Consider the following 17965-nt stretch of genomic DNA (forward strand, 5'->3'; position numbering starts at 1 on the left):
GCCCTCGCCACGCTGCTCGACGACCTCCCACCCCGCCAGGCCACCCAGGCCGTCGACCGCCTCATCGCCACCTACCGGGGCGCCACTCCCACCCACACCCCCATCCTCCGCGACCGCGCCGACGTGGCCGCCTACGCCGCGTACCGCATGCCCGCCACCTTCGAGGCCGTCCACACGGCGCTGGAGGCGTTCGCGCAGACCGTCCCGGACTGGACCCCCGACAGCCACACGGACGTCGGCGGCGGAACCGGCGCGGCAACCTGGGCCGTCACCGCGACATGGCCCGGCAAGCGCAGCGTCACCGTGCTGGACTGGGCCGAGCCCGCCCTGGCGATCGGCAGGGAGATCGCCGAGGCCAACCCGGCGCTGCACAAGGCCCGTTGGCAACGAGCCCGGATCGGATCCGGCCTCACCCTGGACCCCACCGACCTGGTCACGGTCTCCTACGTCCTCAACGAACTCACCGCACCGGACCGCACCACCCTCCTCGACACGGTCGCGTCCGCAGCCCAGGCCGCCGTGGTGATCGTCGAACCCGGCACCCCGGACGGCTACACCCGCGTCATCGAGGCCCGCGACCACCTCATCGCCGCCGGCTTCCGCATCGCCGCCCCCTGCCCGCACAGCGCCGCCTGCCCCATCGTCCCCGGCACGGACTGGTGCCACTTCTCGGCGAGGGTCAGCCGCTCCTCGCTGCACCGCCAGATCAAGGGCGGCTCCCTCGCCTACGAGGACGAGAAGTTCGCCTACGTCGCGGCCACCCGCCTCCCGGCAACTCCGGCCCCCGCCCGCGTCGTACGCAAACCCCAGATCCGCAAGGGCCAGGTCCTCCTGGACCTCTGTGAGACCGAGCCGGCCCTGCACCGCACCACGATCACCAAGCGCCACGGCGACCTCTACAAGGCGGCCCGCGACACAGCCTGGGGCGACGCCTGGCCACCGGACGCGGACCAGGACTCCCCAGAGTCCTAGGACTCTTCGGCCGTGGCCGTGGCCGTGTCCTCTTCCCGCGGTGGGCTCTGTTTCGCCTGGAGCTTGCGCAGCAGCTCCTTCTTCTGGGCCTGGGCGTCGGCCCCGCCGCCGATCCGGCCGTTGCGGCCGCCGCCGCGCAGCGCCTTGCGGCCGAGGTTTCGGCGTGTGCCGCCGACTCCCAGCATGTTTCCGCTTCGGGTCATGTGAGGCTCCTTTCAGTACCGCTCAATATCACAAGCGGAACGAGACGTAGCGTCTCGCAATCTTGACTCTCACAGGGTCCGGCGAGACGCTCCGTCTTGTCAACCTGATAAATTCGACCCATGGCAGCCCAGAAGTCCGTCCAGCCCCCGCCCAGCTCCACCCGCCGCAGCGAGAAGTCCCGGCGGGCCATCTACGACGCCGCCCTCGCCCTCGTCGCGGAGGTCGGCTACCCCAGGACCACCATCGAGGGCATCGCCGCCCGTGCCGGTGTCGGCAAGCAGACGATCTACCGGTGGTGGTCGTCCAAGGCCGAGGTGTTGATGGAGGCGTTCCTCGATCTGGGGGAGCAGTCCGCGCAGAGTGCCGGGCACGAGCCGTACGCCATCCCGGACACCGGAGACCTCGCCGCCGACCTGAAGCTCGTACTGCGCGCCACCGTCGACGAGTTGAAGGACCCCCGCTTCGAGGCCCCGTCCCGCGCCCTCGCCGCCGAGGGCGTGGTCAACGAGCAGCTCGGGCGGGAGTTCGTGGCCAAGCTCCTCGAACCCTCGCTCCAGCTCTACGTCGACCGGCTGCGCGCCGCGCAGGAGGCCGGGGACGTGCGCCCGGACATCGACCCGCGCATCGCGCTGGAGCTCTTCGTGTCGCCGCTCGCCCAGCGCTGGCTCCAGTACACGGGGCCGATCACGTACGACTACACGGACACCCTCGTCGACTACGCCCTGTACGGACTCGCACCGCGCGGTCAGTAGGGAGGTAAATCCCGCCAAAGTGGTGCATTACCCCTGATCGCAGCGCTGTGTACACCTCGCCCCACCTGGCCCGGTTGTCCGCTACGGCCCCCCGGGGCGCACGATGGTGGGACCATAGGGCATGCTGTTCCGCACGACAGCGAGGCGAGGGGATAGATGAGCGCGGAGTTGGGCGGCCGGACCGGACTACAGGGCAAACTCTCCCAGTGGCTGCGCGGACGCCGCCCCAAGGACACCGCCGACGAAGGCGGCCGGGAGACCCTGCTGCTCGCCGCCGCCGCGGCGGGACTGCCGCTCGCGCCCGCCGCACACCCGGCCGGCTTCCGCTGCTCCTGCGACCGGGTGGGCTGTCCCACCCCGGCCCGGCACCCGGTGTCCTTCGCCTGGCAGACGCAGTCCACCACCGATCGAGGACAGATCGAGCGGTGGGCCCGGCACCAGCCGCAGGCCAACTTCATCACTGCCACCGGCATGGTCCACGACGTGCTCGACGTGCCGGTCGAGGCCGGGCGTGAGGCGCTTGAGCGGCTGCTCGACGCCGGCATCGAGGTCGGGCCCGTCGCCGTGAGCGACGACGGCCGCCTGCTTTTCTTCACCGCCACCCGCGGCACCCCCGAGGACGAGGACGAGTGGTGGCCCTGCGAGCTGGACTGCCACCCCGAGACCATGGACGAGCACCCGGGACTGCGCTGGCACTGCCGCGGGTCCTACGTCCTCGTACCTCCCGCCCAGCTGCCGGGCGAGAACCAGACCGTGCACTGGGTACGCGGACTCGAACACCCGCTGCCCGACCCGCTGAGCCTGCTGGAAACCCTCACCGACGCCTGCGCCCGCCACGCCGGCGCGGAGCCCGACCACGCATCCGCGGCCTGGCCCCTGCGCCGCCACTGAGCAGCCTTGAGGGGCGGTGTCACTCGCCCTTCGCCGACGTCAGTCCCTGGATCCGGCCGAGCACGTCCACCTTGCCGGAGCCCTTCGGGTCCAGGGCCACCTCGTTGGAGACGAACTCCATCGTCAGCGACTGCTTGATCTCGCCCTCCGTCAGCGCCTCCACGGCCTTGCCGGGCGAGGGAACCGAGGTCCCCGCGTAGGCCGTCCGCTTCTCGTAGTAGCGCGTGGTGAAGAACACCAGCGCGCTGCCGTCCGCGGTGCGCAGCGCCAGCGGGGCGTAGTCGCCGTCGGTCATCGGCTCGTCGATGAACTGGCTGACCAGGCCCGGCCGCTTGGCGTCCTTCTCCCGGTCCGCACGCCAGGTGCTGGTGTGCCGGCCCTGCGCGAAGGTGTCCCCGCCGTTCTTGAGGTAGCCCGCGTAGTCCTTGCTCAAGTCCCTGGGTGCCACGGCCAGTTCGGTCGAGTTCGCGGGCACCGCCTCGGCCCAGCCGTCCTTGTCCGTCTTGAACTTCGGTACGTCGTCGGGGGCCATCAGCGTCAGATACGACGCCTCCCACGGATCGTCCAGGCCGTCCCGGGTGAACACGAAGACCCAGCGCGCCTTGCCGCCCTTGTTCGCGGCCGTGTCGGCCACGAACCAGCGCGGCCAGCCCGCCTTCTTCGGGATCGTGAACTTGGTGTCCGACAGCTTCAGCGGGGTGTGCGCCGCGTTGCCCTCGGGGCTGAGCGCCTTGCCCGCCTTCAGCCGCGCCCCGTCGATGTCGCTCAGCGCGCCGGTGACATGGTCGGCGTAGAGGGCGTTGTCGTACGCCTTGTCCGCCTTGTTGTATGCGGTGGTGAACTCCTTGAGGGCCTCGGCGGCCTCCGCCTTGGTGGCCGAGGGGAGGATCTCTCGCTCCCCGTGGACCACCACGCATCCGCTCGCCGTCAACGACAAAGCGGTCGCACAGGCCGCTATCAGTGCGCTCCGGTCAAGCCTGCGGAGCCTTCGAGGGCCGCGTTCCCTGCTCATCAGGTCCCTTCACCTTCCCCTTCCCGGAGGCGAACCCTACCGGGGCGAGGAACAGCGCGAGCGTCGGGATCAAGTACAGCAGCCACACCGTGACCTGGAGGACGGTCGGATCCGGCTGGAAGTTGAAGATGCCCTTCAGCAGGGTGCCGTACCAGCTCGACGGATCGATGGTGTCGCTGATGTCGAACGCCTTGTCGCTCAGGCCCGGCAGCCAGCGCGCCTCCTGCAGGTCGTGGAAGCCGTACGCCAGCACGCCCGCCGCCACGACGACCAGCATGCCGCCGGTCCAGGTGAAGAACTTCGCGAGGTTGATGCGCAGGGCGCCCCGGTAGAACAGCCAGCCCAGCACGACCGCCGTGGCGATGCCGAGGGCGACGCCGACCAGCGGGCGCGGGGTGCCGTCGCCGGCCGCGCGCACCGACGCCCACACGAACAGGGCCGTCTCCAGGCCCTCCCGGCCGACGGCCAGGAACGCGGTCGCCACCAGCGCGCCCGTGCCCATCTGCAGGGCAGCGTCCAGCTTGCCGTGCAGCTCGGCCTTCAGGTGCCGGGCGGTGCGCCGCATCCAGAACACCATCCACGTCACCAGGCCCACCGCCAGGAGCGACAGGGAGCCGCCGAGCGCCTCCTGCGCCTCGAACGTCAGCTCCTGCGAGCCGAATTCGAGGGCGCAGCCGAAGCCGAGCGCGAGGGCGATCGCGACGCCGATGCCGATCCAGATGGGCTTCAGCGCGTCCCGCCGGTCCGTCTTCACCAGGTAGGCGATGAGGATGCAGACGACGAGGCTGGCCTCAAGACCCTCGCGCAGGCCGATCAGGTAGTTGGAGAACACGGGCTACGCCTCCTTGGCGAACAGCGTGCTGCCCCACCAGTCGTCCTTGTCACGGACGCCCGGCGGGACCGCGAAGATCGCCGAACCCACGTGCTGGATGTACTCGTTGAGGACGTCGATCGCCAGGCTGCGCTGGATGGGGATGAAGCCTTTGCGGACGTCCCGCTGGTACGCGAGGAAGAACAGGCCCGCGTCCAGGCGGCCCAGGCCGTCGGTGCCGTCGGTGAAGGAGTAGCCGCGCCGCAGGATCGTCGCCCCGTCGTTGGTGTCGGGGTGCGCGAGCCGCACGTGCGCCTCGGGCTTCATCGCCTTCAGGAACGGCTCGTCGCGCTCCTTGGCCTTGCCGACGGGGGCTCCCTCGCCCTTGTCGCGGCCGAAGATGTCCTCCTGCTCCTGGAGCGGAGTCCGGTCCCAGGTTTCGATGTTCATCCGGATGCGCCGGGCGACGAGATACGAGCCCCCGGCCATCCACTCCGGACCGTCCTTCTCGCCCACCCACACGAACTTCTTCAGACGGTCCGTCTCCGTGCCCGCGATGTTGCGGGTGCCGTCCTTGAAGCCCATCAGGTTGCGCGGGGTCTGCTCCTCCGGCGTGGTCGAGGACGTCTTGCCGAAGCCGAGCTGCGACCAGCGCATGACGACCTTGCCGAAGCCGATGCGGGCCAGGTTGCGGATGGCGTGCACGGCGACCTGCGGGTCGTCCGCGCAGGCCTGGATGCACAGGTCGCCGCCACTGCGGTTCTTGTCGAGGTTGTCGCCCGCGAACTTCGGCAGGTCGACGAGCGCCTCCGGGCGCGCGTCCGCCAGCCCGAACTTCTCGAACAGCGACGGCCCGAAGCCGATCGTCAGCGTCAGCCGCGACGGCTTGAGGCCCAGCGCCTCGCCGGTGTCGTCCGGCGGCGCCTCGGCCAGACCGCCGTACGCGCCCTCGCCGACGGCCTGCCCGGCGGTCATGCGGCGCGCGGCCACCGTCCAGTCCTTCAGCATCTGCACGAACTCGGCGCGGTCGTCGATCTTCACGTCGAACGCGGCGAAGTGCAGCCGGTCCTGCACCGGGGTGGCGATGCCGGCCTGCCGCTCGCCGTGGAAGTCGATCGCGGCGCCCGTCTCGGCTGCGGCCGGGGCCACGTCGTCGCCGGTGCGGGTCATCGCGACGGCACCGCCGGCCGCGACGGCACCGAGCGCGAGCCCGGCACCGCCCCAGCCGATCAGCGAACGCCGGGAGGGGGTCGTGGCGTCGTTCGAATCCGTCATGTCCTGCACCTACTTCACGACGACGGCGGCGGCGAGCTTGGACAGCGGCTCCGCGAGCGCGTTGACACCGTCCGACAGCTCCTTGCGGTCGGCCTTGCCGACCTTGTCGTACGAGGTGAACTCGTATGACGACTTGTCCGCGCGGTACTTGTCCAGCAGCGTGTTCAGCGCGCCGAACTGCTTGTCGAGCTCGGTCACCAGCGCCGGGTCGTTCTCCTTGACGACCGGCTTCAGCAGCTCGTACGCCTTCTGCGCGCCCTCGACGTTGGCCTTGAAGTCGACCAGGTCGGTGTGCGAGTAGCGCTCCTCCTCGCCGGTGACCTTGCCGGTGGCGACCTCGTCGAGGAGTTCCTTGGCGCCGTTGGCCATGGAGGTCGGGGTGATCTCGGCCTTGCCGACCCGGTTCTGCCAGTCCTTGAGGTCGGTGATGAGCTGGTCGGCGAGCTCGGTGTCGCGGTCGGTGAGCTTGTTGTCCTTCCAGAGCGAGCGCTCCAGACGGTGCCAGCCGGTCCAGTCCTTCTCCAGGTCCTGGCCCTCTTCCAGACCGTCCTCGCGCAGGTCGACCTTGGGGTCGATGTCGCCGAAGGACTCCGCGACCGGCTCGGTGCGCTCCCAGCCGATGCGGGAGGTGGCGTAGGCCTTCTTCGCGGCCTCGATGTCGCCGTCCTTGACCGCCTTGGCGAAGGCCTCGGTGAGCGGCAGGGTCTCGTCGGCCTGCTCCTGCGCGTACTTGCGGTAGGCGGCGACGGCCTCGTCGAGGCGCGGGTCGCGCTTGGCGGCCGTGCCCTTGCCGGTGGCCTTCACGGTCTGGCGGATGCCGTCGCCCTTCATGCCGGGCTTGCAGGCGATGGTGTAGTCGCCCTCCTTCACCTCGGCGGTGACGGTCTGCTTGGTGCCGGGGCCTATGTTCTCGCGCTCGGTGACGATGCGGTCGTCCGGGAAGAGGATGTAGACCTCGGTGACCTTGGAGCCCTTGTTCTCGATGGCGAGCTCGACGTGCCCGGCCGGGAACTCCTTCTTCGACACCTCGCACTTGTCGTCCGTCGAGGTCACGCTGACGACCCGGTCGTCACCTGCCGAACTGCCCTTCTCGGTGCACCCCGTGACGGCGGTCAGAGCCGCCACGGCGGCGATGGCGGTGCTGACAGGGAGTCTGACGGTGCGCATGAAGGCTCCAGAAGGTGGCCGGAAAGTGTGCGTGACGAGCCTCACAATAGGAAGGTGAGGCTCGCCTAACGGAGATAAGGATTACCTAAGTGGCCAAAATTGACCCCATAGAAAAGTCAAAGGATGGTCAAAGGTTCCGTCTCGGAGTCACCAGGACCGCTCCTGTTCGAGGGTGCGGAAGCACTTCGACGGGCTGGTCATAGACGTCCGACAGCAGCCTCTCGGAGAACACTTCGGCCGGGGCCCCGTCGGCTGCGACCCGTCCGGCGCGCAGGATCGCGACGCGGTGCGCGTACGCCGCCGCGAGCCCCAGGTCATGGAGTACGACCACGACCGCGTCCCCGGCCCGCGCCCGCTCCCGGCACACCCCGAGCACCAACTCCTGATGCCTGAGGTCGAGTGCCGCCGTCGGTTCGTCGAGCAGCAGCAGGGGGGCGCGCTGCGCGAGCACCCGGGCGAGCGCGACACGGGCCCGCTCGCCGCCGCTGAGCGCGGAGAACGGCCGCACGGCGAAGGCGGTCACCTCGGTGGCGGCCATCGCCTCGGCGACGGCGAGGTCGTCCTCGGCGGGGGAGGAGGCGTGGGGTGCGCGGCCCATGCGTACGACCTCCTCCACCGTGAAGGGGAAGGAGAGCGTCGCCGACTGCGGCAAGACCGCGCGGCGCAGGGCGAGTTCCGGGGCGGACCAGTCGGTCGCGGGGCGGCCGTGGATCCGTACGACACCCTCGGCGGCCGGCAGGTCGGCGGCCAGGGCGCTCAACAGGGTGGACTTCCCGGCCCCGTTGGGCCCGACGAGCGCGAGGACCTCACCGGCCCGGACGGGGACGGAGACGCCGTGCAGGACGGGACGGGTGCCGAGGCGGACGTGGAGGTTCTCGGCTTCGGCGAGGAGGTCGCCGGGTTCGGCTGCCGGTGGAGGTGTGGGGCGCGGGCGGAGGAGTCTCATGAACGGGTCCTTCGACAGAGGGTCAGGTGTCGGCGCGGTTGCGAGCGGCGCCCTTGGGGGCGCGAGGCTGTATCGACAAGCCCCCACCCACCCGCAGTCGGCGACAACCTCTAGGCCCACCCCCCTTGCCGCCGCCGAGTCCGACGCAGCAGCCAGAAGAAGAACGGACTCCCCAGCAGGGCGGTGAGCACCCCGAGCGGCAGCTCCGCGGGGGCGGCGACCGTACGGGCCGTCAGATCGGCGGCAAGGAGCACCACCGCGCCGAGCAGAGCACTCGCCGGAACCAGGAAGCGATGACCCGACCCCGCCGCCATCCGCAGCAGATGCGGCACGACGAGACCGACGAAGCTGATGATCCCGGAAACGCTCACCGCGGCGGCCGTCAGCAGGGCGATGACCAGCACGAGCACGATCCGCAGCCGCTCCACGTCAACGCCCAGATGCCGCGCGGGCCGCTCGCCGAGGGCCAGCAGGTCCAGCCGGCGGGCGTACAGCGGCGCCACGGCCAGTCCGAGCGCGGCGCACGGCAGTACGGCCAGTACCTTCGGCCAGGTCGCCTGGGAGAGCGAGCCGAGCTGCCAGAAGGTGATCTGCTGGATGGCGGCGGCATCCGCGAAGAACAGGAACAGACCGATCACCGCCCCGCCGAAGGCGTTCACGGCGATGCCGGTGAGGATCAGCGTCACGACTTCCGTACGGCCGCCGGAGCGCGACATGGCGTAGACGAGGAGGACGGTGGCGAGTCCGGCGATGAACGCGAAGACGGAGACCGTCCAGGTGCCGAGGAAGTTCACGCCGAGCGCGATGGCGCCGACCGCACCGACCGCCGCGCCCGAGGAGACGCCGATGACGCCGGGCTCGGCGAGGGGGTTGCCGAACACGCCCTGCATCAGCGCGCCGGCGCAGCCGAGGGAGGCGCCGATGAGGAGGGCGAGGACGATGCGTGGGAGGCGGACGTTCCACAGGACCGACTCGGCGACCCGGTCGAGCTGCGTACCGCCGAGTCCGACGCGGTGCTGCACGGAGGCGAGGACGTCACCGAGCGGCACCGGGTACGCGCCGATGCCCGCGGCGATCGGGGTCAGCACGAGGAGGGTGAGGACCAGTCCTGCGGTCAGCAGCCAGGCGGTGGTGTGGCGTCCGGGCGGTGGAGCGTGGTCCGGGGCCGCCTCGGGGGCGGTCTTCTCCAGTACGGTCACGCTGCTTCCCCCTAGTGGAGCTCACCGTTTCGGCAGGTAGTTTAGGTTAGCCTTGCCTTTGTTCGCCATGGGGGCCGCTCCCGTGCCCGCCGCTGCCCGCCCGCCCGCGCGGTGCTTGAATGCCCCCGTGACTGACTACGACGTCCTGCGCGTCTTCTGCGGGCCGACGGGCGGATACGGCAACGAGCTCGGCGTCGTCCGCGAGGGTTCGGTGATCCCCGAGCGCGGCGAGCGGCAGGCGTTCGCGGCGAAGCTCGGGTTCAGCGAGACCGTGTTCGTGGACGACCCCGAGCGCGGGGTCATCGACATCTATACGCCCTCCGTGCGGCTGCCCTTCGCCGGGTATCCCTGCGTCGGTACGGCCTGGCTTCTCGACGTGCCCGAGCTGGTCACCCCCGCCGGTGTGGTGGGCGCCCGGATCGACGGGGAGTTCTGCTGGATCGAGGCCCGGCCGCAGTGGGCGCCGCCGCGCACCCTGCGGCAGTACGGCAGCGCCCGCGAGGTCGACGCACTCGCCGTGCCCCCGCAAGGGGAGTGGATATACGCCTGGGCCTGGGAGGAAGAGGCCGCCGGCCGTGTCCGCGCCCGAGGGTTTCCCGGCCGGGGAGACGGCATCGAGGAGGACGAGGCGACGGGCGCGGCCGCCATGCAGCTCACCCACCGGCTCGGCCGGGCGCTCAACATCACGCAGGGCGCGGGCTCGCAGCTTCTGACGGCTCCTCAGCCCGGGGACTGGATCGAACTCGGCGGCCGGGTGGTCCTGGAGCGCTGACGGCCTCACGCCGACAGCGGGAACTCCTCGCCCAGTGCCCGGAACACCGCCGTGTTCAGCGCGAACGCCCGCTTGCACTCCGCCACGATCCGCTGCTTCTCCAGGTCGTCCGCGCGCACGGCGTCCAGCAGCTCCCGGTAACTCCGCTTGAACGCGGCCGGGTTGGAGATCTGCTCGAAGACATAGAACCGGACCCCGTCGCCCTTGCGCGCGAAACCCCAGGTCTTCTCCGCCTTGTCGCGGATGATCTGGCCGCCGGAGAGGTCGCCGAGGTAGCGGGTGTAGTGGTGGGCGATGTAGCCGGCCGGCCACTGCCGGGCGCACTCCCGGACCCGCTCCGCGTAGGCCTCGGTGGCCGGCAGGGCGGACACCCGTGAGCGCCACTGGGGGCCCCGCAGATGCGCCAGGTCCCGCTCCAGCGACGCCTGCCGGAACAGCTCCGGCTGGATGAACGGACCGGCCACCGGGTCCGACGCCAGCCGCTCGGCGCCGGCCTCGAGGGCCTCGTACACGAACCACAGCTGCTCGGTGTACCGCGCGTACGCGTCCACGCCCAGCCTGCCGCCGAGCATGTCGCTCATGAACGTCGAGGTCTCCGCCTGCACGTGCTCTTCGTGGGAGGCGGTGCGGATGACTGTCGAGAAGGAGTCCATACCGACATTTTCTGAGGTTAGGCTTACCTAAGTCAATAGGTTTGCCGACGTCATGTCGGTAAAAGCGTACCGAGAAAACCCGCCCTCCGCAGAGGACGGGTTTCGACGGAACGTACGACTTCGGCTACGGCAGCGTCAGGATCTCCGCGCCTGTCTCCGTCACCACCAGCGTGTGCTCGAACTGCGCGGTGCGCCCGCGGTCCTTCGTGACGACCGTCCAGCCGTCGTCCCACATGTCGTACTCGTGCGTGCCCAGCGTCAGCATCGGCTCGATCGTGAAGGTCATCCCGGGCTGGATGACCGTCGTCGCGTGCGGGCTGTCGTAGTGCGGGATGATCAGGCCCGAGTGGAAGGACGAGTTGATGCCGTGGCCGGTGAAGTCGCGGACCACGCCGTAGCCGAAGCGCTTGGCGTACGACTCGATCACGCGGCCGATGATGTTGATCTGACGGCCCGGCCTGACCGCCTTGATCGCGCGGTTCAGGGACTCGCGGGTGCGCTCCACCAGCAGGCGGCTCTCCTCGTCGACGTCACCCACCAGGTACGTGGCGTTGTTGTCGCCGTGCACCCCGCCGATGTACGCCGTCACGTCGAGGTTGACGATGTCGCCGTCGCGCAGGACCGTGGAGTCCGGGATGCCGTGGCAGATCACCTCGTTGACGCTGGTGCACAGGGACTTCGGGAAGCCGCGGTAGCCGAGCGTCGAGGGGTAGGCGCCGTGGTCGCACATGTAGTCGTGCGCCACCTTGTCCAGCTCGTCCGTCGTCACACCCGGCGCGATCAGCTTCGCCGCCTCGGCCATCGCACGCGCGGCGATACGGCCGGCGACCCGCATCGCCTCGACGATCTCCGGAGTCTGCACCTCCGGACCCGTGTACGGCGTCGGCGCGGGCTTGCCGACGTACTCGGGCCGGCGGATGTTTCCGGGCACGGAACGGGTGGGAGACAGCTCCCCTGGTACGAGCAGCGACTGGCCAGACATGCCAGCGAGTCTAACCAGCGGCCATGGGGGAACATGTCGGTGGCGAGAGGAGCTGGTCATGGCCTTGTTCAAGAAGCGCACGGTCGGGAAGCCCGGCGAGTGGTACTACTGCCTCGTCCACAAGAAGGTCGAGGAGGGGCCGGACTGCCCGGCCAAGGACCGTTTCGGGCCCTACGCCACCCGCGGGGAGGCCCAGCAGGCGATGGACCTCGCGCGGGAGCGCAACCTGGAGTGGGAGAACGACCCGCGGTGGCACGACGCCCCCACGGGCCCTGCGGACGACACCTGATCAGCCCGGCGCCGGTTCCGGTGCGGCTGCTGCCGCCGTCCGCTGCTCCCGCAGCCGTACCGCGTGCTCGTTCGTGCGCGCGTCGTACGTCATCAGCTTCGGCAGGCACAGCGCCAGCAGCCCCACCGCGCCCACGCACAGCAGGCCGCCCGACCAGACGGAGGTCCGTACGCCCTTCCAGGCCGCGACGCCGCCCATGTAGGTCTGGCCCAGTTGCGGGCCCACCGAGTACGACAGCAGTTCGATCCCGGCGAGCCGGCCGCGCAGCTCGTCCGGGATCGTCTGGTTCCACATCACTCCGCGGAAGACGCCGCTGACCATGTCGGCCGCGCCGCCGAGCGCCAGGAACAGCAGCACCAGCCATACGTTCCGCGACACACCGGCGGCCGCCACGGCCACGCCCCACAGCGCGGCCGCCAGCACCACGGCCCGCCCGTGCCGGTGCACCCGCGAGGTCCAGCCGCTGGTCAGGCTCACCACCATCGCGCCGGCCGGCATCGCGGCGTACATCAGGCCCAGCGACCAGGGGGCGTTCAGCTCGTCCGCGAGGAACGGCAGCACTGCGAGCGGCAGCGCGAACAGCATCGCCGCGATGTCGACGACATACGTGCCGAGCAGCTCCTTGCGGCTCCAGGCGTACCGGGCGCCCTCGGCGATGGCCTTCAGGGACGGCTTCGCGGCCTCGTGGGAGGCGGGGGAGGGGGCGAGGCCGATGACGAAGACGACAGATACGACGAACGTCACCAGGTCCGCGCCGTACGCCCAGCCGAGCCCCGCGTACGCGACGACCACACCGGCCAGGGCGGGACCCGCGACACCGCCGACCTGCCAGCGCAGCGCGTTGAGCGAGGCGGCCGCCGGGAGATGGTCGTGGGCGACGATCCGGGGCAACAGGGCGTCCATGGCCGGGCGCTGGACCGACACCAGCGCGGAGGACAGGGCGGCCACGACGTACAGCGGCCAGATCGCGGGGCTCGGCAGCAGCGCGTTGACCAGCAGCACCGCGCTCAGCACCGCCTGCCCGGCCTCCGTCCACACGATCAGCCGCCGCTTGTCGAGCGCGTCGGCGAGCGCGCCCCCGTACAGCCCGAACACGATCAGCGGCACCAGCTCCACGGCCCCGATCGCCCCCACCGCCGCGGCGGACCCGGTGAGCTCCTTGATCTGCACGGGCAGCGCGACGAAGGTCAGGAAGCTGCCGAAGTACGTGATCAGCCCCGCCAGCCACAGCCTCCGGAAGTCGGCGGAGGCCCGCCAGGGGGCGAGGTCGGGGAGCACGGAGCGAAGGCGGGAGGAAGGGGTGGGGTCGGGTGTGGGGGAGTTGGCGGTCACGAGGGGTCATGGTCGGACGGGTAGGTGGCTGGGGCAACCGGTTTTCGGGTGGGGTCCAGCCGACGCGATGGCAACGCAGTCCAGGGGCGCGGGGATGCCCCCGACAGCCGATGTCCGCCCGACGACCGCCCGACGGCAGAAGCCACCCCCGTCATCCGGCGCATTCACCACCGCGGCGGTGGCGGTGCCGTCAGTGACTGCGCCAGCCTCGACAGGCGGTCCCGCAACCGTCGGCGCCCCCGCCCGGAGGGCACCGCGTTCTCGCCCGCCGCCGCGCTCACCAGGTGCTGCACCGTGTCCAGGTCCAGCTCCGCGCCCTGCGGCACGACCAGCCGCTCGTGGGCCATCGTCGTCAGCTCTCCCTCGCCGGTGCCGAGCGCCAGCACGGTCGCCCCGGCCCGCCGGGCGTCGTGCACCCGTTCCAGCAGCGGTGCCCCCGGCTCGGCGGGCGACACCACCAGCAGCGTCTCGCCGCGCCGCGCCGCCGCCAACCGCCCGAGCCCGACCGCCAGATGGGCCGGATCCGAGGCGCGCGCGTCATGCCGTACGAGGGTGGGAGCGAGCTCCGGCGTTCCCGACCACGCGGCCTCGTCCACCAGATGGGCCGCCAGATGCCACGGCTCGTACTCCCGCGTGCCGACCAGCAGCAGCCCGCCGCCGTGCGCCACCGCCGACGCCCGCAGCGCGCCCGCGAACCGCCGGGTCGACCCCAACCATTCGGTTCCGGCGAGTACTTCGCGCAGCAACGCGACACGTACGGCATCCATGCGACCGCATCCTGCCGTAACCGACCACTCGTGACCCGGAGTTCACCACGAATTCGCCCAACCTGGGCAGAGGCAGTCGTTACCCGTCCGTACCGCGACCACCCGCCGCCGGGCCGTGGCGGCCGGCCTCCGAGGAGCCCTCATGACAGAGACCAGCGTCCCCTTCCGCGCCGGCCGCGAGGGCTACGCGAGCTTCCGTATCCCGGCCGTCGTCGCCACCGCCTCCGGCACGCTCCTCGCCTTCTGCGAGGGCCGGGTCAACTCCGCCCGCGACTACGGGCACATCGACATCGTCCTGAAGCGGTCGACGGACGGCGGCCACACCTGGGGTCCCCTCACGGTGGCCGCCGACAACAACTGGCACCTCGCCGGGAACCCCGCCCCCGTCGTCCTCGACTCCGGTCGCATCCTGCTCGTCTACGTCCGCTCCACCGCCGGCGCCAGCGAGGACGCCATCCTCCGCGGCGAGGTGAGCGACACCGACGGCCGCCGGGTCTGGGTGCGCCACAGCGACGACGACGGCGTCACCTGGTCGAGCTCGAAGGAGATCACCGCACAGGTGAAGAAGCCGGGATGGCGCTGGTACGCCACCACGCCCGGCCACGCGATCCAGCTGGGCACCGGACGGGTCGTCGTCGCCGCCAACCACACGATCCCGCCCGCCGGCACCGACAGCGGCACGGAGGCCAGGTACAACAGCGGCCACTGCCTGCTCAGCGACGACCGCGGGGCCACCTGGCGCATCGGCTACATCGACGAGAACACCGACGGCTACATCAACGTCAACGAGAGCACGGCCGCCGAACTCCCCGACGGCCGCGTCTACTTCAACACCCGCAACGACTCCGTGTCGCCCGGCAACCGCGCCGACGCCTACTCCGACGACGGCGGTCAGACGCTGGTCAAGCCCTTCCGCCCGCAGGCCGGCCTCGTCGCCCCCATCTGCGAGGGCAGCGTGCTCCAGCTCCGCGACCCGGACGTGCTCCTCTTCTCCGGTCCCGCCGACCCGGCCGCCCGCGCCCTGATGACGATCCGCGTCTCCACCGACCACGGCGTCACCTGGCGGTCCGCATACACGGCGGACGGGCTGCCCGCCGCGTACTCGGACCTGGTCCGGATCGACGAGGAGACGGTCGGACTCCTCTACGAGACCGGTGACTTCGGGCCGTACGAGAGCATCACCTTCCGAAGGGTGCCCGTGAACCGGCTCACCTGAGCCGTCGGCCCGGCACGGGCGGACGTAAAGTCGGCCCATGACCTCTACCGACAGTGCACAGCAGCCCACCGACGCCCCCGCGAAGGCCCCGGCCAAGGACCCCTGGGACCTCCCCGACGTCTCCGGGCTCGTCGTCGGCGTGCTCGGCGGGACCGGGCCCCAGGGCAAGGGCCTCGCCTACCGGCTCGCCCGGGCCGGCCAGAAGGTGATCATCGGCTCGCGGGCCGCCGAGCGTGCCCAGGCCGCCGCCGAGGAGCTCGGGCACGGCGTCGAGGGCGCCGACAACGCCGAGTGCGCGCGGCGCAGCGACATCGTGATCGTCGCCGTGCCGTGGGAGGGCCACGGCAAGACCCTCGAATCGCTGCGCGAGGACCTGGTCGGCAAGCTGGTCGTCGACTGCGTCAACCCGCTCGGCTTCGACAAGAAGGGCGCCTACGCGTTGAAGCCGCAGGAGGGCAGTGCCGCCGAGCAGGCCGCCGCCCTGCTGCCCGAGTCGCGGGTGACGGCGGCCTTCCACCATCTGTCGGCGGTGCTGCTGGAGGACCCGGCGATCGACGAGATCGACACCGACGTGATGGTGCTCGGGGAGGACCGGGCGGACGTCGAGATCGTCCAGGCGCTGGCCGGCCGTATCCCCGGCATGCGCGGCATCTTCGCGGGGCGGCTGCGCAACGCGCACCAGGTGGAGTCGCTGGTCGCGAACCTGATCTCGGTGAACCGGCGGTACAAGGCGCACGCGGGGCTCCGCGTCACCGACGTATGAGGGGATGCACCGACGGATGAGGGGATGGGGGACACTGTTCGCGTAGCAGTGTCCCCCGAAGGAGCCGAGTGAAATGCCCCGCCTTGGTGTCTATGCCTTGATCGTCTGTGTGCTCGCCGTGGCCGCGGCCGTGGTCTCCTTCGCGCAGGGCAACTTGCTGGGGATCGTGTGGGTGCTGCTGGCGGGACTGTCGTCCAACATGACCTGGTACTACGTCAAGCGGGGCAGGGACGGGCGACGGGACTCCGCCGCGAGCTGACCGCCGTCACGAGCCGATCGTGCAGAGCTCGTTCGAGTCCCGCCAGAAGCGGAACAGGTCGTAGCCGCAGTAGGTGTCGAAGTCGCTGATGCCGAGGCCGCGCAGGATCGTGTCGATCACGTCGAAGAATGCGCTGTTGACCGGGCCCAGCCACAGCAGCGCGAACACGAACAGCAGGCCGAACGGGGCGAACGGCTCCACCTGGCGCTTGATCTTGTGCGACAGCCAGGGCTCGATCACGCCGTAGCCGTCCAGGCCCGGGACCGGCAGGAAGTTCAGGATCGCGGCCGTGACCTGGAGCAGCGCGAGGAAGGCGAGCGCGAAGCGGAAGTCCCTCGGGACACCGTCCAGCGCGTCCAGCCAGAACGGTGCGGTGCACACCACGGCGAACAGCACGTTGGTCAGCGGCCCCGCGGCCGAGATCAGACTGTGCCGCCAACGGCCCCGGATCCGTCCGCGCTCGATGAAGACGGCGCCGCCCGGCAGGCCGATGCCGCCCATGATCACGAAGACGACCGGGAGCACGATGCTGAGCAGCGCGTGCGTGTACTTCAGCGGGTTGAGCGTGAGGTAGCCCTTCGCGCCGACCGAGATGTCGCCGCTGTGCAGGGCCGTACGCGCGTGTGCGTACTCGTGCAGACACAGCGACACGATCCAGGACGCCGTCACGAACAGGAACACGGCCAGGCCGGGCTGCTCGGCGAACCCGGTCCAGGTGGCCCAGCCCGTCACCGCGGTGACGGCCAGGATCCCGACGAAGACGGGGCTGATCCGCCGTTCGCTGCGGCGGCTGAGGGCGGTCGTCATGTGGGGAGCTCCTGTGGGAAGGGACGGGACGGGACGGCGGGCCTGCCCGACCGTACCGGGCGCACCGGGAAAACGTCTCGCGGTGGGTGGCTGGTTCCAGGGAAGGTGGGGCCATGGGGCTGTGGCATGTGTTCTACGCGGACTGGCAGATGGAGTGTTGCGGTACGCCGTTCAAGGTGGGCGACGAGGTGAGCTGGCCGTTGCTGTTCCAGACGTCCGAGGACGTGCTGGGCGGTGGCTGGCACGATCAGCTCACCAGGATCGCCGGACCGGTGGAGGACATGGCGGGGGACGACGAGGGCCCGGTTCGGGTCCTGCGCGAGGAGAACGGGCTGGTGGTGGCCCTGCGCGGGCATCCGCCCGACACCGCCGCCGACGAGGAGGCGGGCGCCGTGCGGCCGGGGGACCGGCTCCGCCTGGCCGGCCTCCTCACGGCCGAGTTCCACGGCGACGCCCTGCCCGAAACGAGTGGCAGCATCCGGGCGATCCAGGTCCTGGAGCAGGGCTTCGCCGAGACACCGCCGGGTTCGTGGACGCGCGAGCCGGTCCCCGGGCAACGCTCGCTTCGCTCGGTGCGGGAGTGCCCGAAGTGGTTCGCGGATGCCGAGGCGGGCGTGCTGGTGACCCTGGAGGTGCCCGGCACGGACTCCCGGCTGTCGTACGCGGTACGCGAGGCCCGCGGCCTCCCGCACGAGAGCACGGCCCCCGGCGCCGAGGTGACGGGCCTGACCCCGGCCGCCCTGACCGAACTGCTGGAATCCCTGAGCACCGTCCCGGAACCGGGCTGACGGCGCCCCATGTCCTCGCCACTGCCCGCAAGCGGGCTGCCACCCCGCCTCACGTACTCGCCCGCCGCGCCCGCCAACCCTGTGACCGTCCCCGACCGACCAGAGACA

The 17965-nt window shown here is 70.9% G+C and carries 21 protein-coding genes; 9 read left to right on the plus strand and 12 right to left on the minus strand.

All coding sequences use genetic code 11. From position 1 onward, the window contains the following. The coding region (locus EAO75_RS19430) for a small ribosomal subunit Rsm22 family protein (protein ID WP_147997970.1) at positions 1–972 on the plus strand (972 nt) is incomplete at its 5' end. On the opposite strand, the gene EAO75_RS19435 is transcribed toward EAO75_RS19430, so the two are convergent. Continuing rightward, a complete protein-coding gene (locus EAO75_RS19435; RefSeq protein WP_222723976.1) occupies positions 969–1175 on the minus strand; it encodes a DUF6243 family protein in 207 nt (68 codons plus the stop codon). The genes EAO75_RS19430 and EAO75_RS19435 overlap by 4 nt on opposite strands. Before the next feature lie 120 nt (positions 1176–1295). Here EAO75_RS19435 and EAO75_RS19440 point away from each other — a divergent pair, with 120 nt between their 5' ends. Continuing rightward, positions 1296–1928: a TetR/AcrR family transcriptional regulator gene (locus EAO75_RS19440; RefSeq protein WP_147996348.1), complete on the plus strand. Its 633-nt coding sequence runs from the start codon at positions 1296–1298 to the stop codon at positions 1926–1928. A gap of 156 nt (positions 1929–2084) precedes the next feature. Further along, positions 2085–2819, plus strand: a complete 735-nt coding sequence (locus EAO75_RS19445) for a bifunctional DNA primase/polymerase (protein ID WP_147996349.1) — start codon at positions 2085–2087, stop codon at positions 2817–2819. 19 nt (positions 2820–2838) lie between these two features. Here the strand turns inward: EAO75_RS19445 and EAO75_RS19450 are convergent, their stop codons facing one another. The 6 genes from EAO75_RS19450 to EAO75_RS19475 all read right to left on the minus strand — a co-directional run bounded on the left by EAO75_RS19450 (position 2839) and on the right by EAO75_RS19475 (position 9229). Further along, on the minus strand, positions 2839–3831 hold the full coding sequence (locus EAO75_RS19450; RefSeq protein ID WP_147996350.1) for a hypothetical protein: 993 nt from the start codon (positions 3829–3831) through the stop codon (positions 2839–2841). Next, positions 3791–4663, minus strand: coding sequence for an iron uptake transporter permease EfeU (gene efeU, locus EAO75_RS19455; RefSeq protein WP_147996351.1), 873 nt, complete (start codon positions 4661–4663; stop codon positions 3791–3793). The genes EAO75_RS19450 and efeU overlap by 41 nt, the downstream gene beginning before the upstream one ends. A gap of 3 nt (positions 4664–4666) precedes the next feature. Continuing rightward, the gene (gene efeB, locus EAO75_RS19460) at positions 4667–5917 is read right to left on the minus strand and encodes an iron uptake transporter deferrochelatase/peroxidase subunit (RefSeq protein WP_147996352.1); all 1251 of its coding nucleotides are present in this window, start codon (positions 5915–5917) and stop codon (positions 4667–4669) included. 9 nt (positions 5918–5926) lie between these two features. Beyond that, the gene (gene efeO / locus EAO75_RS19465) at positions 5927–7084 is read right to left on the minus strand and encodes an iron uptake system protein EfeO (RefSeq protein WP_147996353.1); all 1158 of its coding nucleotides are present in this window, start codon (positions 7082–7084) and stop codon (positions 5927–5929) included. 127 nt (positions 7085–7211) lie between these two features. Continuing rightward, complete coding sequence (locus EAO75_RS19470) at positions 7212–8030, minus strand: heme ABC transporter ATP-binding protein (RefSeq protein ID WP_147996354.1); 819 nt, start codon at positions 8028–8030, stop codon at positions 7212–7214. 110 nt (positions 8031–8140) lie between these two features. Beyond that, positions 8141–9229, minus strand: a complete 1089-nt coding sequence (locus EAO75_RS19475) for a FecCD family ABC transporter permease (RefSeq protein WP_147996355.1) — start codon at positions 9227–9229, stop codon at positions 8141–8143. Positions 9230–9356: 127 nt separating this feature from the next. On the opposite strand from EAO75_RS19475, the gene EAO75_RS19480 reads away from it, so the two are divergent. Beyond that, positions 9357–10001: a PhzF family phenazine biosynthesis protein gene (locus EAO75_RS19480; RefSeq protein ID WP_147996356.1), complete on the plus strand. Its 645-nt coding sequence runs from the start codon at positions 9357–9359 to the stop codon at positions 9999–10001. Positions 10002–10006: 5 nt separating this feature from the next. Here the strand turns inward: EAO75_RS19480 and EAO75_RS19485 are convergent, their stop codons facing one another. After that, the gene (locus EAO75_RS19485; RefSeq protein WP_147996357.1) at positions 10007–10654 is read right to left on the minus strand and encodes a heme oxygenase (biliverdin-producing); all 648 of its coding nucleotides are present in this window, start codon (positions 10652–10654) and stop codon (positions 10007–10009) included. Between the two features lie 124 nt (positions 10655–10778). Next, complete coding sequence (gene map / locus EAO75_RS19490; RefSeq protein WP_147996358.1) at positions 10779–11636, minus strand: type I methionyl aminopeptidase; 858 nt, start codon at positions 11634–11636, stop codon at positions 10779–10781. Between the two features lie 58 nt (positions 11637–11694). On the opposite strand from map, the gene EAO75_RS19495 reads away from it, so the two are divergent. Further along, a complete protein-coding gene (locus EAO75_RS19495) occupies positions 11695–11925 on the plus strand; it encodes a hypothetical protein (RefSeq protein ID WP_147996359.1) in 231 nt (76 codons plus the stop codon). Here the strand turns inward: EAO75_RS19495 and EAO75_RS19500 are convergent, their stop codons facing one another. Then, positions 11926–13257 (minus strand): MFS transporter, encoded by a 1332-nt coding sequence (locus EAO75_RS19500; RefSeq protein ID WP_147996360.1) that lies wholly within the window; start codon positions 13255–13257, stop codon positions 11926–11928. 164 nt (positions 13258–13421) lie between these two features. Then, complete coding sequence (locus EAO75_RS19505) at positions 13422–14024, minus strand: hypothetical protein (RefSeq protein ID WP_147996361.1); 603 nt, start codon at positions 14022–14024, stop codon at positions 13422–13424. Between the two features lie 142 nt (positions 14025–14166). On the opposite strand from EAO75_RS19505, the gene EAO75_RS19510 reads away from it, so the two are divergent. The 3 genes from EAO75_RS19510 to EAO75_RS19520 all read left to right on the plus strand — a co-directional run bounded on the left by EAO75_RS19510 (position 14167) and on the right by EAO75_RS19520 (position 16262). After that, positions 14167–15240 (plus strand): sialidase family protein, encoded by a 1074-nt coding sequence (locus EAO75_RS19510; protein WP_147996362.1) that lies wholly within the window; start codon positions 14167–14169, stop codon positions 15238–15240. Positions 15241–15277: 37 nt separating this feature from the next. Beyond that, entirely contained in the window at positions 15278–16003 is a 726-nt protein-coding gene (gene npdG / locus EAO75_RS19515) for an NADPH-dependent F420 reductase (protein ID WP_147996363.1), read from the plus strand. A 73-nt stretch (positions 16004–16076) separates the two neighbouring features. Beyond that, on the plus strand, positions 16077–16262 hold the full coding sequence (locus tag EAO75_RS19520) for a hypothetical protein (protein ID WP_147996364.1): 186 nt from the start codon (positions 16077–16079) through the stop codon (positions 16260–16262). 6 nt (positions 16263–16268) lie between these two features. On the opposite strand, the gene EAO75_RS19525 is transcribed toward EAO75_RS19520, so the two are convergent. Next, positions 16269–17069 carry a site-2 protease family protein gene (locus tag EAO75_RS19525; RefSeq protein WP_147996365.1) on the minus strand — a complete coding sequence of 267 codons (801 nt, stop codon included), beginning with the start codon at positions 17067–17069 and terminating at the stop codon, positions 16269–16271. 113 nt (positions 17070–17182) lie between these two features. Between EAO75_RS19525 and EAO75_RS19530 the strand changes: the two genes are divergently transcribed. Continuing rightward, a complete protein-coding gene (locus EAO75_RS19530; protein WP_147996366.1) occupies positions 17183–17857 on the plus strand; it encodes a DUF6578 domain-containing protein in 675 nt (224 codons plus the stop codon). Positions 17858–17965 lie beyond the last annotated feature (108 nt).

It is taken from the genome of Streptomyces sp. UW30 (genome assembly GCF_008042075.1).
Taxonomy (GTDB): Bacteria; Actinomycetota; Actinomycetes; order Streptomycetales; family Streptomycetaceae; genus Streptomyces.

Excerpts from the sequence above, each read along its gene's own strand:
- map (WP_147996358.1), bottom strand. The coding sequence starts at position 11,636 with ATGTCTGGCCAGTCGCTGCTCGTACCAGGGGAGCTGTCTCCCACCCGT.
- EAO75_RS19435 (WP_222723976.1), bottom strand. The coding sequence starts at position 1,175 with ATGACCCGAAGCGGAAACATGCTGGGAGTCGGCGGCACACGCCGAAAC.
- npdG (WP_147996363.1), top strand. The coding sequence starts at position 15,278 with ATGACCTCTACCGACAGTGCACAGCAGCCCACCGACGCCCCCGCGAAG.
- EAO75_RS19450 (WP_147996350.1), bottom strand. The coding sequence starts at position 3,831 with ATGAGCAGGGAACGCGGCCCTCGAAGGCTCCGCAGGCTTGACCGGAGC.
- EAO75_RS19525 (WP_147996365.1), bottom strand. The coding sequence starts at position 17,069 with ATGACGACCGCCCTCAGCCGCCGCAGCGAACGGCGGATCAGCCCCGTC.
- EAO75_RS19520 (WP_147996364.1), top strand. The coding sequence starts at position 16,077 with ATGCCCCGCCTTGGTGTCTATGCCTTGATCGTCTGTGTGCTCGCCGTG.
- EAO75_RS19485 (WP_147996357.1), bottom strand. The coding sequence starts at position 10,654 with ATGGACTCCTTCTCGACAGTCATCCGCACCGCCTCCCACGAAGAGCAC.
- EAO75_RS19495 (WP_147996359.1), top strand. The coding sequence starts at position 11,695 with ATGGCCTTGTTCAAGAAGCGCACGGTCGGGAAGCCCGGCGAGTGGTAC.
- EAO75_RS19510 (WP_147996362.1), top strand. The coding sequence starts at position 14,167 with ATGACAGAGACCAGCGTCCCCTTCCGCGCCGGCCGCGAGGGCTACGCG.
- EAO75_RS19505 (WP_147996361.1), bottom strand. The coding sequence starts at position 14,024 with ATGGATGCCGTACGTGTCGCGTTGCTGCGCGAAGTACTCGCCGGAACC.
- efeO (WP_147996353.1), bottom strand. The coding sequence starts at position 7,084 with ATGCGCACCGTCAGACTCCCTGTCAGCACCGCCATCGCCGCCGTGGCG.
- EAO75_RS19530 (WP_147996366.1), top strand. The coding sequence starts at position 17,183 with ATGGGGCTGTGGCATGTGTTCTACGCGGACTGGCAGATGGAGTGTTGC.
- EAO75_RS19470 (WP_147996354.1), bottom strand. The coding sequence starts at position 8,030 with ATGAGACTCCTCCGCCCGCGCCCCACACCTCCACCGGCAGCCGAACCC.
- efeB (WP_147996352.1), bottom strand. The coding sequence starts at position 5,917 with ATGACGGATTCGAACGACGCCACGACCCCCTCCCGGCGTTCGCTGATC.
- EAO75_RS19440 (WP_147996348.1), top strand. The coding sequence starts at position 1,296 with ATGGCAGCCCAGAAGTCCGTCCAGCCCCCGCCCAGCTCCACCCGCCGC.
- EAO75_RS19445 (WP_147996349.1), top strand. The coding sequence starts at position 2,085 with ATGAGCGCGGAGTTGGGCGGCCGGACCGGACTACAGGGCAAACTCTCC.